A 15878-nucleotide genomic window follows, 5' to 3' on the forward strand; every position below is an offset into this window, starting at 1 on the left:
TTTTATAAATAATAAGTGTTTTACTTAATAAATAGACATAAAAATTATTAAATCATTGAATTTAATAATTTTTATGTCTATTTATTGTTATTTAGGCTAGTTATAAAAATAGATAGTGCCTCAAAATTAAATTTATTTTGAGACACGTTATTAAATTTCAAAAGTAAATATATTATGTTATTTTGTTTTTTATTTCCAAAGATTAAAACTTGCGTCTGATGGCATTCTCCAATCTCCTCTAGGGGATAAACTTATAGTTCCTACTTTAGGACCATCTGGTACCGCAGAACGTTTAAATTGTTGAGTAAAGAATCTTCTTATAAAATAAGAGAACCATTTGTCAATAGTTTCCTTGTCGTAGGAATCTTTAAAAGCTATTTTAGCTAATTGTTTTATTTTATCTGGAGTAGTTCCTTGACGAATAAAATAATAAAGGAAGAAATCATGTAACTCATAAGGGCCTACTATATCTTCAGTTTTTTGAGAAATGTTACCTTCCTTATCCTTTGGTAGTAGTTCAGGACTTACAGGTGTATCTAAAATATCTATAAGTATTTCTGATATTTCTTTTGCTACTTCATTTTCAGCTACATATCTTACCAAATATCTTACTAAGGTTTTAGGAATAGAACAATTTACGCTGTACATGGACATATGATCTCCATTATATGTACACCAACCTAAAGCTAATTCAGATAAATCACCGGTTCCTATAACTAAGCCACCTTCTTTATTGGCTATATCCATAAGTATTTGAGTTCTCTCTCTTGCTTGAACATTTTCATAGGTAACATCATGTATATCCTTGTCATGGCCTATATCTTTAAAATGTTGCAATGCTGCATCTACTATATTTATTTCTTTTAAGGTTGTATTTAAGTGTTTGCATAGACTTACAGCATTATTATAGGTTCTATCTGTAGTTCCAAAACCAGGCATTGTTATAGTTATTATGTTTTCTCTAGGAATATTTAATTTATCAAAGGTTTTAGCTATAACTAATAAAGCTAAGGTAGAATCCAATCCACCAGAGATACCTATAACTGCTTTTTTCATATTAGTATGATCAAGTCTTTTAGCTAGAGCTGAGGTTTGTATATTAAATATTTCTTTGCATCTTACTGCTCTTTCTTCTTCATTAGAAGGAACAAAAGGGTATTTATCTATAGGTCTATCAAAGACACCAACATCGTTAATTGTAAATTTAAATGTTATTTCTTCTAATTCCAAATTCATATTCATTGAGTTATCTGTAAAGCTTACATTTTTAAGCCTTTCACTATTAATTTTATCTATATCTATAATACTTGTAATAACTTCATTTTCTCTTTGGAATCTTTTATTTTCTTTTAATATAGAGCCATTTTCTCCAATTAATAAATGACCGCTAAATACTAAGTCTGTAGAAGATTCATATACACCTGATGAAGAATATACATAGGAGGCTAAGCATCTACCACTTTGAGATGCAACTAAATTTCGTCTATAATCTGATTTGCTAACTATTTCATTAGAGGCAGATAAATTTCCAATAATATTAGCTCCCATTAATGCAAGATAACTACTAGGTGGAATTGTAACCCAAAGATCTTCACATACTTCAAAAGCAAATTTGAAAAATTTATCAGAAAAAATAAGGTTAGTTCCAAAAGGAATATTTTTTTGGAAAGGTAAATTAATTCTTTCACTTTTTATTTTATACCCTTCTGTGAACCATCTTTTTTCATAGAACTCTGAATAATTAGGTAAATAACTTTTAGGGACAATACCTAGTATTTTTCCTCCAAATATTATAACAGCACAATTATAAAGACTATTTTTATATAATAAAGGTGCTCCTACAGCTATTAAAACATCTTTGTCTATAGAATATTTACATATATTATGTATTCCATCTAAGGCTTTGGATATTAATAGACTTTGTGAAAAAAGTTCTCCACAAGTATAAGAAGTTATAGAGAGTTCTGGAAAAACTATTAATTTTGATTTTTTTTCTATACACATATCTATACATTTTTTTATGTTTTCTATATTAAAATCTATATCTGCTACATTAGTTACAGGACAAGCAGTAGATACTCTTATGTAATATTGTGAATTATTCATATAAAATCCTCCATTAAAAATATTATTACCTTATGATTATATCAAATTAAAGGTAAATAATTAAACTTTAATATAAAATATTAATAAAAAATTATGCAAAGCACATTTTATTATAAAACTATATCATAATAATATAAATAGTTTATTAAGTTAAAAACTATTTATTTATATTATTTATAAGATTATAATGTATAATAATAGTAATAATTCAAGAGGGAGGGAGAGTATGTGGAGCAATTTTAGCATTATTCTTTGGATAATAATTGGGACTGCTGCTTTGCTGTTGGATCTTGCTACTAGTTCTTTTTTATTTGTTTGGTTCACTCTAGGGGCTATAGCTGCACTTATAGTTCAAATATTAGGATATTCTATGTCTACACAAATTATTGCTTTTGTATTAATTAGTATTTTATGTATGATATTAGGTTATCCAATGGTAAAGAAGATTATTAAAAAACAGGAGAATTCTATATTATCTATCGAAAGAAATTATGTTGGAGAAATTTTTATTGCAGATAAAGATATAAAAGATGAGGGGGTGCTAAAATTCCAAGGTGTATATTGGAGAGTCACGAATAGTGGGGATTATATAAAAAAAGGAGATAAGGTAAAAATAATCTCAGTAAAAGGTAACAAAATTTTTGTTGAAAAGGTAGAGGAGGAATAAGTATGGCGATACTTATAATTGTATTATTAGTTATTATATTAGTAACATTTTTACTGTCTATAAAAGTTGTAAATACAGGTTATGTTTCTATTGTGGAAAGATTCGGTAAATATCATAGAACTTTAGAGCCAGGTTGGCATATAATTATGCCTTTTGCGGATTTTGTAAGGAAAAAAATTTCTACAAAGCAGCAAATAATAGATATAGATCCACAGAGTGTTATTACACAAGATAATGTAAAAATATCCATAGATAACGTTATATTTTACAAAATAATGAACTCTAAAGATGCAGTTTATAATATTGAAGACTATAAAGCAGGTATAACATATTCTACTATAACAAATATGAGAAATATAGTAGGTAATATGACTTTAGACGAAGTTTTATCAGGAAGAGATAAAATAAATTCAAAATTACTTGAACAAATAGATGAAATTACAGATGCTTATGGTATTAAAATTTTATCTGTAGAAATAAAAAATATAGATCCACCAAGAGAAATACAAGAAGCAATGGAAAAACAAATGAGAGCAGAAAGAGATAAAAGAGCTGCTATACTTCAAGCAGAAGGGCAAAAACAAGCAGAAATAGCAAGAGCAGAAGGGGATAAACAAGCTAAAATCTTACAATCAGAAGCAGAGAAGGAAGCTAACATAAGAAGAGCAGAAGGACTAAGAGAATCTCAATTATTAGAAGCGGAAGGTAAAGCTAGAGCTATAGAGCAAATAGCTAATGCAGAATCAGAAGCTATAAGAAAGGTTAATGCTTCTATAATAGAATCAGGTACAAATGAAGTAGTTATTGCTTTAAAACAAGTAGATGCACTAAAAGAAATGGCTAAGAATCCAGCTAATAAATTAATATTACCAAATGAAACATTATCTTCATTAGGTAGTATTGCTGCCATAGGTGATTTGCTAAATAAAGATAATAAATAAAGAACATCCATAGATTTGATTTACACAAATCTATGGATGTTTTTTAGAGAAATGTAGGTGATTATTTGGATAAAAATGAAGTAACTGAGAGTAATTTCGAACTGTCTGTGCTAGGTGCTTTGGCAATAGCAATGTTTATTGTTGCAGCATTTTATTTTTTCCCTATTCCTTTTAATAGGATGTTAGAAACTACTTATGTTAATTCGAATAAAGTTTTAGAATTAGCTTTAAATGTGTTAAGAGATTTAATTTCAAAGGGGTTAATTATAATATTTATCTTAAAGATAATAAGAGCAGATATTGAACCTAGTTTTAAGATAAGATATATTGAAAAATTTAATTTTAAAATATTATTATGCACAGCTTTTTTATATTAGGATTTTTTATGTGGTTTCAAAATTCAATTGGCATAATGATAATAAAAGGCCTATTATCTAAAGAGGTTATAGAGGCAGCTGCAAAAGATACACAAAATCTATATCAAATATTTATTTTAGAGGTAATAATAGCACCTATTTTTGAAGAAATAGTTTTCAGAGGAATTATTTTGGAAGGACTTTTAAATAAGTATAAACCAATAACTAGTATAATTATTTCATCAGTTGTATTTGCATTATGCCATATATACATTCCTCAAATTATTAATGCCATAATTTTCGGAATACTTCTTGGGATAATATATTATAAAACAAAATCTGTAGTATTATGTATGGTTTCCCATATGTTAACTAATGGATTCAATTTTATATATATTAATTCTAATATTAGAACTTTTTCTATAGGGGCAGTAATTTTTATAATATCAGGAATTTTGCTTGAAAAATATATTAGAGAGTTGAAATATGATGGTACTAATATAAGTAGTGCAGGTTAAGAAAATTATAATGTGTATAAGTAGAAATCTAAAAAATGAATAAATCAAAAACTATAGGGATATAGCGGTTAAGCATACAATAATCAATTTAAAATGTGTAGTCTATAATATATAAGATTGAAATAAATTACATTTTATGGTATTAGTATAATTATACTCAATTTTTATTCAACTTTAATGAGATATTTAAATAAATTAATTAGGGGGATTTTTGTGAATAAAGAATTTTTTATGAGAAACAGAAAAAACTTAGGAGAAAGTATAGAAGAGGGGATAATTGTTATATTTGCAGGCAAGGCACCTTATAAGTCAGCAGATGAAACCTATCCATTTACACCTAACAGAAACTTTTATTATTTAACTGGAATAGAAGAGGAACAGATAATATTAGTCATAACTAAGAAAAATAAAAAAATAACAGAACATTTATATATACAAAGGCCAGATCCAGTAATGGCAAGATGGGTAGGGGCAACCATTAGCGAAGAAGAAGCTGAAGAGGTAAGTGGGATAGAAAATATAGGGTATGTAGATAAATTTTTTGATGATTTTCCGATCTTTATAAATAGAAGTGGATTTAATAAAGTATACTTAGATTTAGAGAGGAGAGAATGGGAAGAAAATTTTACACCAGCTCAAATTTTTGCTAAAGAATTAAAAGAAAAATATCCTTATGCAAAAATAGAAAACATCTATAAAGGTATAAGTGATTTAAGAACAATAAAAAGTGAAGAGGAAGTAGAATTAATCAAAAAAGCTATAGACATAACTAAAGAAGGCATATACAATATGATGAAAAATATAAAGCCGAATATGATGGAATACGAAGTGGAAGCATATTTTGACTTTTCCTTAAAGAAAAATGGGGTTACAGATTATGCTTTTGAAACTATAGCAGCGGCTGGGAAAAATGCTACAGTACTACATTATAGTGAAAATAATTGTAAAATAGAGAATAACTCTTTAATCCTTTGTGATTTAGGAGCTCAATATAAATATTATAATGGTGATATAACAAGAACTTTTCCTGCTAATGGAAAGTTTACAGAGAGACAAAAGGAAGTGTATAAAGTAGTTTTAGAAGCTAATAAAGCTATAATTGAAAATGCAAAACCAGGAGTTACCTTTAAAGAAATAGAAGAAATAACTAAAAAAACATTAATAGAAGGATGTAAAAAATTAGGAATATTGCAAGATGAAAAAGAATTAAGAAAATATTATTTCCATAGTTTTGGACATTACTTAGGTTTAGATACCCACGATGTAGGAAGTTATGAAATAGAATTAAAACCAGGCATGGTTATAACTAATGAACCAGGTCTTTATATACAAGAAGAAAGTATTGGGATAAGAATAGAAGATGATTTATTAATAACAGAGAACGGGTGTGAAGTTTTAAGTAAGGATATAATTAAAAGCATAGAAGAAATAGAAAACTTTATGAAATAAGGAAATTACGACTTAAAAGGAAGTTTACCTACAGCCTATTTAAAAGGGATATGTGTCTAGAATGGCGTCTCAATTCGCTAAGAGATTTTAATTTGTTTTTTCATAAAATATATTGAAAAAAATGAAACTCGCTGACCGCTCAAACAATCATTTTTTTTCTAATATATTTTCAAAAAACAAATAAGAATATCTAAGCTTTTTCGAATGCCTTTTACGCCACATATCCCTCTTTTTAATAGGCTGAAGCTAGCATAACTCTTTAAAGATAATTTCCTGTAAGAAAGGAGAACTTCAATAAGTAAATTAAAAATTTAAAATTATTTATATTCTTTTCAGTAAGGGCTTCAAAAAAATTTTCGGTAGAAAATTGATGCGTATCATGTCAAAATACTGTAGCTTTTATAATCTTTATATAAATTTAAATTATACTCAAAACTATTTGCGTTAGCAAACAAATTTAATAAAATAAAGCCAATGACTTTCACTAGTTTTATTTTATAGAAAATAAATATAAACTATTTATTAGTAATACAAATTATTGGATTATATAAAATCTTAATTAGCAATAAGAGTATATTCATTATTAGTAAGTGTAAAGTTACCTTTTAAACCATCAGTGATATATATTTTTTTATCCTTGGTTATAAATACAGCATCAATATTTCTAACTTTTCTTACAAGATCCATGCCACCTTTTAATCCAAATTGAAATACACAATTAGACATACCATCTGCATTAGATGATTTATCAGCTATTATTGTTACAGAAAGAAGCTCGTTTTCCACAGGATAGCCTGTCTTACTATCTATTATATGATGGTATCTTTTACCTTTGTATTCAAAAAATCTTTCATATGTTCCAGATGTAACGACAGATTTATTTGAATTATTTTTTATTTTTACGCTTCCTAAAATACTTCCTCGAGTAGCATATGGATCTTGAATATGTATATTCCAGTGGTTGCTACTAGGATTACTTCCCATAGTTAGGATATTTCCACCTAAATTAATAAGAGCATTTTTAACATCATTATTAGCTAATACAATAGCAACCTCATCTGCAATATAACCTTTTGCTAGGCCACCTAAATCTATTTTTGTTCCTTCTTTTTTTAGCATAGCTGTATTACTGGATTCATCAATTTGTAAGGTTCTATAATCTACATGTTTTATAGCATTTTGCAAATCCATTTGATTGGGGATAGCTTCTTTATTAGTGCCTATATTCCATAATTTAGAAATACCTCCAATTGTAATATCAAATTTTCCTTGAGAAAGTTGAGAGTAATAGATACCCTTCTTTAATATTTTTAAAGTATCCTTACTTAGTTTTACAGCATGCTTGCCAGCAGCATTATTTAGTTCAATAATTTCACTAGTATCAGCATTGTTGACTGTTATTTTACTCTCAATTTCGCCAATTTTGTCATAAGCCCTATCTAATACTTTTTCATTAACTTTATCATATACACTAATTTTGCAAAGTGTTCCTAAACAAAATTCATCTTTTGATATTGGCGCATTGTAAGCACGTTTAGAAAATATGTCTAAAGTAACAATGATTATTAAAATAACAACCATTATTATTGTTAAAATTAATCTTTTATGATGTTTCATTTTAACATCTCCCCTACCAAAATAATTTATTTTATTGCTGAATTGTAGAGTTTTTATACATTAAATAGAGTTAAACATCTTCCGTATATATGGCTTCAATAAACTTCTTCTTAAAAATGTATCATATTCTACTAGAATCATATCATTTAATGGCAATAATTCAATCATCAGTTAACAAATAACCTTCCCTACATCCCATAATTTAGAAGCATTTTACAAAAAGAAGATTTAATTTTTTATTTGGAAAGTTAATAACTATATGTAATTAACTATATACATTATTTTTCTAGATATCTATTTTCAATAAAACTTATTTATTGTATTATTTGTAAGGTTAACTTGACATTGAAATAATTTGTTGATATATTTGCAATGTAAGGTTAACATTACAGGAGTGATTATTAATGAAAAATAGAATAAAAGAATTTCGTGAGGTTTTTGGATTAACACAAGAACAATTAGGAAAACTTGTAGGTGTGTCAAGACAAGCAATTAATGCTATTGAAACAGAAAAGTTTGAACCATCTATATGGTTGGCTTATGATATTTGCAAAATATTTCATCGCTCTATAGAAGAGGTTTTTCTCTTTGAGGAAAGTGAAAGAAAATCCAGAGGGCGGCAAAGTAGAGGTGTATTTTAAATGGCATTAAGACAAATTAGGATATTTGATGATGAAATATTAAGAAAAAAGAGCAAAGTAGTTGAAGTAGTAGATGATAAAATAAGACAAATATTAAATGATATGGCAGATACTATGTATAATACAGAAAATGGTGGAGGGCTAGCTGCACCACAAGTTGGTATATTAAAACGATTGGTTGTAATTGATATGGGCCAAGGGCTTATAAAATTAGTTAATCCAAAGATAATTAACAAGGAAGGAACTCAAGAAGTTATAGAGGGTTGTTTAAGTATTCCTAATACATGGGGAAAACTAAAAAGACCTAAAAAGGTAACCATACAAGCATTAAATGAATATGGTAAGAAGATTATACTAACAGGTACAGGAGATTTAGCGAAATGTTTCTGTCATGAAATAGATCATTTAGAAGGTATTCTTTTTACCGATTTAGTTACTGAATATATAAAATAGCATTACTTGTACTTTTTATTTTAATTTTTGGGGAGTTATATAGCCTTCTCTTTTTTTAGCAAAGGTAATATAACTCCTTTTTAAGTGCTGATTCCTTATATTATTAAATATCATAAGAGGTTAAGTAAGTTAATTAAATATCTTCATTTTCTTCAGTTGTATATAAAACCAGTAGTTTATTAAGTAGGGTAGCAAGTAACTAATAAAAGTAAGACCTAAATTCCAACCATTTGAATAGAGTACTTTCCCACTTAATATGCCAAGCCATTCAAGAAATGTTGTAAAAATTGTTACAATCATTATAAGTAGGTAAGGATTAAATTTTGCTTTATTAATATAATGTATTAAATAAACTGAAAGTATTGGGTATATGCCTAAATCATAGGGCATACTAGCGAACTTACCATATTCATGAGGATATATACTCCAAAATTTATAGAAAAATCCAAATGAGTTTACTGTAAATGCTACAACACTTTGAAAAGGTGCTATAGTAAAAAGAACTTTTCTATCTGTAAAATAAAATACTATACCGGATATCCAAGGGATTATAAAAGCAACTATTATATTAAAAATCATTAAATCACCTAATTATTATTTTTGTATTATTTTATCCATTATTTTAATAAATATATATATAAGTTGCTTTGCAATATTTTTTATTACGTATATCATATATAATTAGTTGATTTTAATATTTCTAGGATTAGTTTATTTTAAACTATAGAAGTATAATTTCGATTATAAAGTTTTACTTATCATAATCAAAATTAATCTTCAAATTTAAATAATTCTTCAACGGTAGCATTAGACCTAATTTTTTATATAATGCTCTTGCAACTTTTCCTTTAGCATCATTTTCTCCATATGTAGTTACTGTAATTTCTGTGCCTTTGGGAAATTGATTACACGGCCAGTAGTTATACCTTTTTTATCTTTAACCACACCTTTCATAATAATTTTTGCTATATTTCCCAAATGTATACTAAATTATATTTTAAGTTTATACATTATAAATGTTAATTTTAATATATTATATATGCTAGCATAAAAATATTTTAAATAAATTTTGATATACAAAAATTTTTTGTATATTAGTGTGTATATGCTAATTGTTCAGAAGTAAATAGATAATTTCATACATATTTTATAAAAAAGAATAGATAAAATTTATATAAACACTGTATTCTGTTCATTATAATATAGAGTGTCAATAAGTGATGGATGTCATGCTTGTATTATTATGTACTGGATTTTAATATAAAAATAGTTTATATTATTTATTATTAATAAATAATAAATATTATGTAGGGATAGGAGATAATAATGGATAATAACGTAAATGAACAAATAATGGATAAATTGAAGAAAGTATGTATATGTAAAAATATAAATAGATTAACTATAAAAAATGCGATAAAATCAGGAGCTAAAACAGTGGAAGAAGTTAGAAAAGCTACTGGAGCAGGCACTGGAGCTTGCAGGGGCAACAGATGTACTTATACTATAGAAAAATTATTAGAAGAGTACTCAAAATAAAGTACATTTAACTATAAGGTTTAAAATTAAATATGAGCATTATCGGAATTGTTTATTTTAGTAAATTCTGATAATGCTTTTATTATTTTACAGATAGGAAAAGTTAATTCACCCAAACTATTACAATTATTAAACTAATAATATATATTAAATAATTTAAATGAGATATAATATTAAAAGTATTATGTATTTGATATTTTGGTTTATATGGAATAAAATGTGGGTATATTAAAAATAGCAATTATTAGTTTTGTAGTTAGGGGGATAATATGAAAGTAATATTATTGATTTTATTAATATTATTATTGGTTATAGTTTTTGTTGTATCTTGGAGATTAATAGATGCAGTTATTTATCCAATAGTAAGAAAGGCAGAATTTACTTATCAAAAGGAAATAGAACAGGGTGGATTTGTACAAGAAGAATTTAATAAATTAGAAAGACAAGAAATTACTATAAAATCCCCCTTTGGATATGATTTAAAGGGAATGTATTTCCCAGGAAAAAATTCGAAGAAAACTGTAATAATATGCCATGGGATTAAGTGTAATTTGTATAATTCCGTGAAATATATGAAAATATTCATGGATAAAGGTTTTAATGGAGTAATATATGATCATAGAAATCATGGAAGTAGTGGTGGAGAAAATACTACTTTTGGTTATTATGAAAAACAAGATTTAAAAGCTGTTGCGGATTGGGTGTTTGAAAGAAACGGCCAAGATTCTATAGTTGGCATTCATGGAGAATCTATGGGAGCAGGTACTATACTTCAAAATGCAGCTATTGATGATAGAATAGCATTTTATGTTGCAGATTGCCCATACTCCAGTATGAAAGATATATTACAGTTGAGGCTAAAAGAAGATTATAAATTGCCTAGCTTTCCATTTACAACCGTAGCAAGTTTTATAAGCAAATTAAGGATTGGATTATTTTTTTCACAAGTATCACCTATAAAAGATATAGAAAAAGTAGAAACACCTATACTTTTTATACATGGTATGGAAGATAAATATATACCAAAGGAAATGAGCATAGATATGTACAAAAATAAAAAAATAGGAGTAAAAGATATATATTTAGCTCCCAATGCAGATCATGCAGAGTCTTATATGAAAAATAAAGAAGAGTATAAAGAACGTATATATAAATTTTTAGAAAAAATAAATTTATAATAATAGATTTGATTTTAATTTAGAAAAAATACATTTTATAAACCTATTAATGAGCTTTATTAGTTTTTAAGCAGTAGGGGGATTTAACTCAATTATTTATAGTGTGAAAAGCTATAAGTAATTATAGTGTTTTCATCTGGAAGAAAATTTTTAATAAAGCTATATTTAGAACTTTTTAGAGAAATAAAGTGGTTTATGAAGTGTATTTTTTATTTTAGAAGTGTTAAAATTAAATCTATTTTATTTTTATAATGGCACCCTTTTGTTAAAATTTACATAAAATATTAATATTCCCAGATAATTTTTAATATTGAAAAATATACAGACAAATTTTAACATAAATAAAGATATATGAAGTTTGATTAGTATTTATCAAAGTGTTATGCTTTATTTAAAGTAGGGGGTAGGCAATTTATGGATGGAGAATTATATATTAGTAAGTTGGAAAATTCATACAGATCCCATTTTAAAATAAAGAAAGATACTTATTTTTTAGAAAATCATTTAGATATTTTAGCTCATTGTAAATTAATTAATGTTAGAACAATGATTACAGAAAAAGATATTATTGATAGCTTTGAAACAAATGAATTTTGTTTTGTAAAACGTTTAGATAACATTTCAAAAGAAACATTAGATAACCATATAGATATGCTCATAGAAGCAGAGAAACTATGTGTAACACCTCATAAAGATCATAAAAGTTCCTATTTAACAGGCATATTAATAAGTGAAAATTCCATTGATTATAATATAAAACAATATGTTAAAAAGTTTAAATTTGCAAAGGCTTATAAATTTTATTGGTTTGGATGGTGCGATATAAGATTAATTTTGATAGATTTAAAAAATAAAGAAGTTATAACTAATAAAGCTGGTAAATTTGTTAAAAAGGTGTATCAAAAACACTTTAATAAAAATTAGGAGGGGTTTTTATGAACTCAGTAGTGTTACTTTTAACTGGTATCATTTTATTCTTGATTGCTTATTTAACCTACGGTAGATGGCTTGCTAAACACTGGGGCATAGATATAAGTAAGCAAACACCAGCTCATACTAAATTTGATAATGTGGATTATTGTCCAGCAGATGCTAAAATTTTATTAGGTCACCATTTCTCATCTATAGCAGGGGCAGGGCCTATAGCAGGGCCTATACAAGCAGCTATATTTGGATGGGTTCCTGTAATGTTATGGATTGTTATAGGAAGTATCTTTATAGGTGGTGTTCATGATTTTGGTTCTTTATTTGCATCTATAAGACATGGAGGAAACTCTATAGGAGAGATAATTCGTGTTAATATAGGTGAAAAGGGTAAAAAATTATTTAATGTTTTTGCTTGGGTTACATTAGTTCTAGTTGTAGCAGCCTTTACAGATATTTGTGCTTCTACTTTTGCATATAATCCACAAACACCAGAACTTTTAACAGGAGCACGTTCTGGGACAGCATCAATTCTCTTTATATTTTTAGCTATGGGTTTTGGATTTTTTGTATATAGAAGAAATGCTCCAGTAGGGTTGTCTACAGTAGTGGGCGTTGCTTTATTATTTTTCTGCATATATATAGGATATAGATTTCCAGTATTAAAATTAAGTAAGTTTCAATGGCAAATAATACTTTTAATATATATTACTGCAGCATCTACTATGCCAGTTTGGTTACTTCTTCAACCAAGAGATTATCTTTGCTCATTTTTGTTGTATGCTATGCTTATAGGAGCTTTTATAGGTATATTAGTTCTTCATCCAACTATGCAATTGGCACCAACCACATCATTTACGGTAAAAGGTCAAACTTTATTCCCATTCTTATTTGTAACAGTAGCTTGTGGAGCAGTTTCAGGATTTCACTCTTTAGTAAGTTCAGGAACATCTTCAAAACAATTAAATAGTGAAAAGGATACTCAACTTATAGGATATGGTTCCATGTTAATTGAAGGAGTTGTAGCTATTATAGCTTTAATTGCTGTAGGATATGTTGCTAAAGCTAAAGGTACACCAGCAGAAATTTTTGCTAACAGTTGTGCAGCCTTTATGAATTCCTTTGGAATACCATTAGCTATAGGTAAAGTATTCGTAACATTATCCTTCTCTGCCTTTGCTTTAACAAGTTTGGATACAGCTACAAGAATAGGAAGATATATATTCCAAGAGTTTTTCCAAGGTTCTAATGAAAAAGAGGGGGAAAAGAAATCAGTATTTACTAATATGTATGTGTCAACATTAATAACAGTATTTTGTGCATTAGGACTAATATTATATGGATATGAAAAAATATGGCCAATATTTGGTTCAGCAAATCAATTATTAGCTGCATTAGCATTATTGTCATTAACAGCATGGCTTTCAAGAAGAGGAAAGAAGACAATAATGATAATAATACCAATGATTTTCATGTTTGCAGTAACACTATCTGCACTATTCTTAATAATAAAATCCTATTTATTTGGAGCAAAACCCAATTATATATTAGGAGTAATGGCAGTAATATTACTTGTATTAGCTGTAGTACTTGCAGTAGAGGCTTACAATACTTTAAATAAAAATAAAAAGGCTAACACAAATTTAGGAGCCTAGTAAATATATAACTTCAATAAAATAATAATTAAATTATCCCTATAAAAAATATAAGACTTCAGTAAAATATTAGGTCAAAATTATGACAATTTACCTAAGTTTTGCTGAAGTTTTGTTTTTTATTATATATAAAGTTATAACTTTATTATAAAGCTATGCTAATTAAAACTTAGATAGTAAAGATATTATTTAAAAGTAATACAGACTTAATAAATTTTAGGACTCTTAAAATTTAAAAGCACTTAATGAGGTGAACTACTATTTTTGTTAATATATAATTTTCCTTTACGATATAATAAATAATTACTTTTGTCATAGTGAAAAATTACCTTAGATACTAACATATAATTCATTTTTCTTATATAATAAGATTAATAATAATTAACTGCTTTATTATATTAATATGAGATTGAGGATTTAGTAAATAAAAAAATAATTTTATAAATGGAGGGATAAAAAGTGAAGGGTAAAAGTAGTTTAGGTATTATATTTCTTGTTATAGGCTTAGGAATATTTTTAGAAGCATTAAATTTATGGGATTTTGGAAATATTATAAGTAATTATTGGCCAATTATATTAATAGTTATTGGTGTCAAAAAACTTCTAGAAAAATCAGTTTCATATGTAAATGGAATTGTATTAATATTGTTAGGAGTAATGTTTCAATTAAGGAATTTAAATATATTATATAATGTATCTAAATTCTTTTGGGCAGGAATTTTTCTTTTAATAGGTTTTTATTTATTATCTTATAAGGAAAGCTTTAGAGCGAAAGATAGAACTTTTTTCGGAGGACAAAGTTCAGAGGATTTTGTAAAAACAGGAGCAATATTTTCAGGAGCTAGAACTAAGAATAATTCAAAAGCTTTTAAGGGTGGAAGTATAACAACTATATTTGCAGGAGTAGATTTAGATTTATTAGATGCCCAGTTGGGTTTTGACGGCGCTTATATAGATGTATTCGTAGCTTTTGGAGGAGTAGATATAGTAGTTCCTGAAAATTGGAATGTGGTTATAACTGGTATACCAATATTTGGTGGATGGAGTAATAAAACTAGAAATAGAAATATGAATAATGGAGGACCAACTCTAAAAGTTAATTGTATAGCAGCTTTTGGTGGATTAGATGTAAAACATTATTTTGATTAAAATTTTAAATTATAATATACTATGTTTAATTTTAATATAGTAGAGATAAAAAAATGCACGTAATAAACATATGAATAAGCTCTAGTAGTTCTTAATGAATCCAGATTTAGAACTTATGAGAGAAATTAACTAGTTTATTAAGTGTATTTTTTATATTGGTGGTTTTAAAATTAAATTTATTTTGAGACCTCCTTTTTTTATTGCTTAAAATTTAATTGTGTATAATTACTAATTATTAAAATAAATAATTATAAAGATTACGGGACAAAATATAGAAGAAGGGAATTAATAATTATAGTAAAGTGTTCTTATACTATAGGGATATTAAAAAATTTTTTTAATATTAGAATTTAAATGATTTAATTTTATAATAAAAATATTATTTTAATATCTTTATAAACGGATATCTTTTTAAAGCTATATTAAGTTTTATAGAATACAGCTAAATTAAATTAATAGTTTTAGCATATAGCTTTAAAAAGTTAGATGAAGTTTTGTATATTGAGCTTTAGTGTATTATTAATATCCCTTTTAATTTTATATTTGTGAAAAATTAAAAAAGTTTACATTACTAAAAAATCTCTTTTTATTTTTCTTTTCTTATAAGCTATTCATTAAAGCTGCATGAATTCCTAAAAATATCTATATTTAATTAATATTTTACCCTTAATAGCTTTTAGTTTTT

15 protein-coding genes are annotated in these 15878 nt (G+C 26.4%); 12 read left to right on the top strand and 3 right to left on the bottom strand.

The features are described from left to right. Positions 1-189: 189 nt before the first annotated feature. Complete coding sequence (locus ACYUEW_RS06735) at positions 190-2106, bottom strand: NAD(+) synthase (protein ID WP_003488479.1); 1917 nt, start codon at positions 2104-2106, stop codon at positions 190-192. A 226-nt stretch (positions 2107-2332) separates the two neighbouring features. Between ACYUEW_RS06735 and ACYUEW_RS06740 the strand changes: the two genes are divergently transcribed. From ACYUEW_RS06740 to ACYUEW_RS06760, 5 genes are all read left to right on the top strand, one after another. Next, a complete protein-coding gene (locus ACYUEW_RS06740; RefSeq protein WP_043031328.1) occupies positions 2333-2773 on the top strand; it encodes an NfeD family protein in 441 nt (146 codons plus the stop codon). A 2-nt stretch (positions 2774-2775) separates the two neighbouring features. After that, the gene (locus tag ACYUEW_RS06745; protein ID WP_012344496.1) at positions 2776-3714 is read left to right on the top strand and encodes an SPFH domain-containing protein; all 939 of its coding nucleotides are present in this window, start codon (positions 2776-2778) and stop codon (positions 3712-3714) included. A 65-nt stretch (positions 3715-3779) separates the two neighbouring features. After that, positions 3780-4091, top strand: a complete 312-nt coding sequence (locus tag ACYUEW_RS06750; protein ID WP_460276495.1) for a CAAX protease — start codon at positions 3780-3782, stop codon at positions 4089-4091. An 8-nt stretch (positions 4092-4099) separates the two neighbouring features. After that, positions 4100-4588, top strand: a complete 489-nt coding sequence (locus tag ACYUEW_RS06755) for a lysostaphin resistance A-like protein (protein WP_460276496.1) — start codon at positions 4100-4102, stop codon at positions 4586-4588. Between the two features lie 213 nt (positions 4589-4801). After that, positions 4802-6037: an aminopeptidase P family protein gene (locus ACYUEW_RS06760; protein WP_043031333.1), complete on the top strand. Its 1236-nt coding sequence runs from the start codon at positions 4802-4804 to the stop codon at positions 6035-6037. Positions 6038-6592: 555 nt separating this feature from the next. Here the strand turns inward: ACYUEW_RS06760 and ACYUEW_RS06765 are convergent. Next, positions 6593-7654, bottom strand: coding sequence for an FAD:protein FMN transferase (locus ACYUEW_RS06765; RefSeq protein WP_265204569.1), 1062 nt, complete (start codon positions 7652-7654; stop codon positions 6593-6595). Positions 7655-8058: 404 nt separating this feature from the next. Between ACYUEW_RS06765 and ACYUEW_RS06770 the strand changes: the two genes are divergently transcribed. Then, the gene (locus ACYUEW_RS06770) at positions 8059-8295 is read left to right on the top strand and encodes a helix-turn-helix transcriptional regulator (protein ID WP_003488490.1); all 237 of its coding nucleotides are present in this window, start codon (positions 8059-8061) and stop codon (positions 8293-8295) included. Beyond that, the gene (gene def / locus ACYUEW_RS06775; RefSeq protein ID WP_003488493.1) at positions 8296-8748 is read left to right on the top strand and encodes a peptide deformylase; all 453 of its coding nucleotides are present in this window, start codon (positions 8296-8298) and stop codon (positions 8746-8748) included. 129 nt (positions 8749-8877) lie between these two features. Here def and ACYUEW_RS06780 read toward each other — a convergent pair whose 3' ends face one another. Continuing rightward, positions 8878-9327 (bottom strand): CBO0543 family protein, encoded by a 450-nt coding sequence (locus tag ACYUEW_RS06780; protein ID WP_043031337.1) that lies wholly within the window; start codon positions 9325-9327, stop codon positions 8878-8880. 747 nt (positions 9328-10074) lie between these two features. On the opposite strand from ACYUEW_RS06780, the gene ACYUEW_RS06785 reads away from it, so the two are divergent. The 5 genes from ACYUEW_RS06785 (at position 10075) to ACYUEW_RS06805 (ending at position 15193) form a co-directional block, all read left to right on the top strand. Further along, positions 10075-10287 carry a (2Fe-2S)-binding protein gene (locus tag ACYUEW_RS06785; protein WP_460276497.1) on the top strand — a complete coding sequence of 71 codons (213 nt, stop codon included), beginning with the start codon at positions 10075-10077 and terminating at the stop codon, positions 10285-10287. Between the two features lie 269 nt (positions 10288-10556). Continuing rightward, complete coding sequence (locus ACYUEW_RS06790; RefSeq protein WP_460276498.1) at positions 10557-11465, top strand: alpha/beta hydrolase; 909 nt, start codon at positions 10557-10559, stop codon at positions 11463-11465. Positions 11466-11879: 414 nt separating this feature from the next. Beyond that, positions 11880-12389: a hypothetical protein gene (locus tag ACYUEW_RS06795; RefSeq protein ID WP_003488501.1), complete on the top strand. Its 510-nt coding sequence runs from the start codon at positions 11880-11882 to the stop codon at positions 12387-12389. Positions 12390-12400: 11 nt separating this feature from the next. After that, positions 12401-14044 carry a carbon starvation CstA family protein gene (locus ACYUEW_RS06800; RefSeq protein WP_003488503.1) on the top strand — a complete coding sequence of 548 codons (1644 nt, stop codon included), beginning with the start codon at positions 12401-12403 and terminating at the stop codon, positions 14042-14044. Between the two features lie 459 nt (positions 14045-14503). Continuing rightward, positions 14504-15193, top strand: a complete 690-nt coding sequence (locus ACYUEW_RS06805) for a LiaF transmembrane domain-containing protein (RefSeq protein WP_003488505.1) — start codon at positions 14504-14506, stop codon at positions 15191-15193. The last annotated feature ends 685 nt before the right edge of the window (positions 15194-15878 follow it).

The organism is Clostridium sp. CTA-1 (assembly GCF_054768215.1).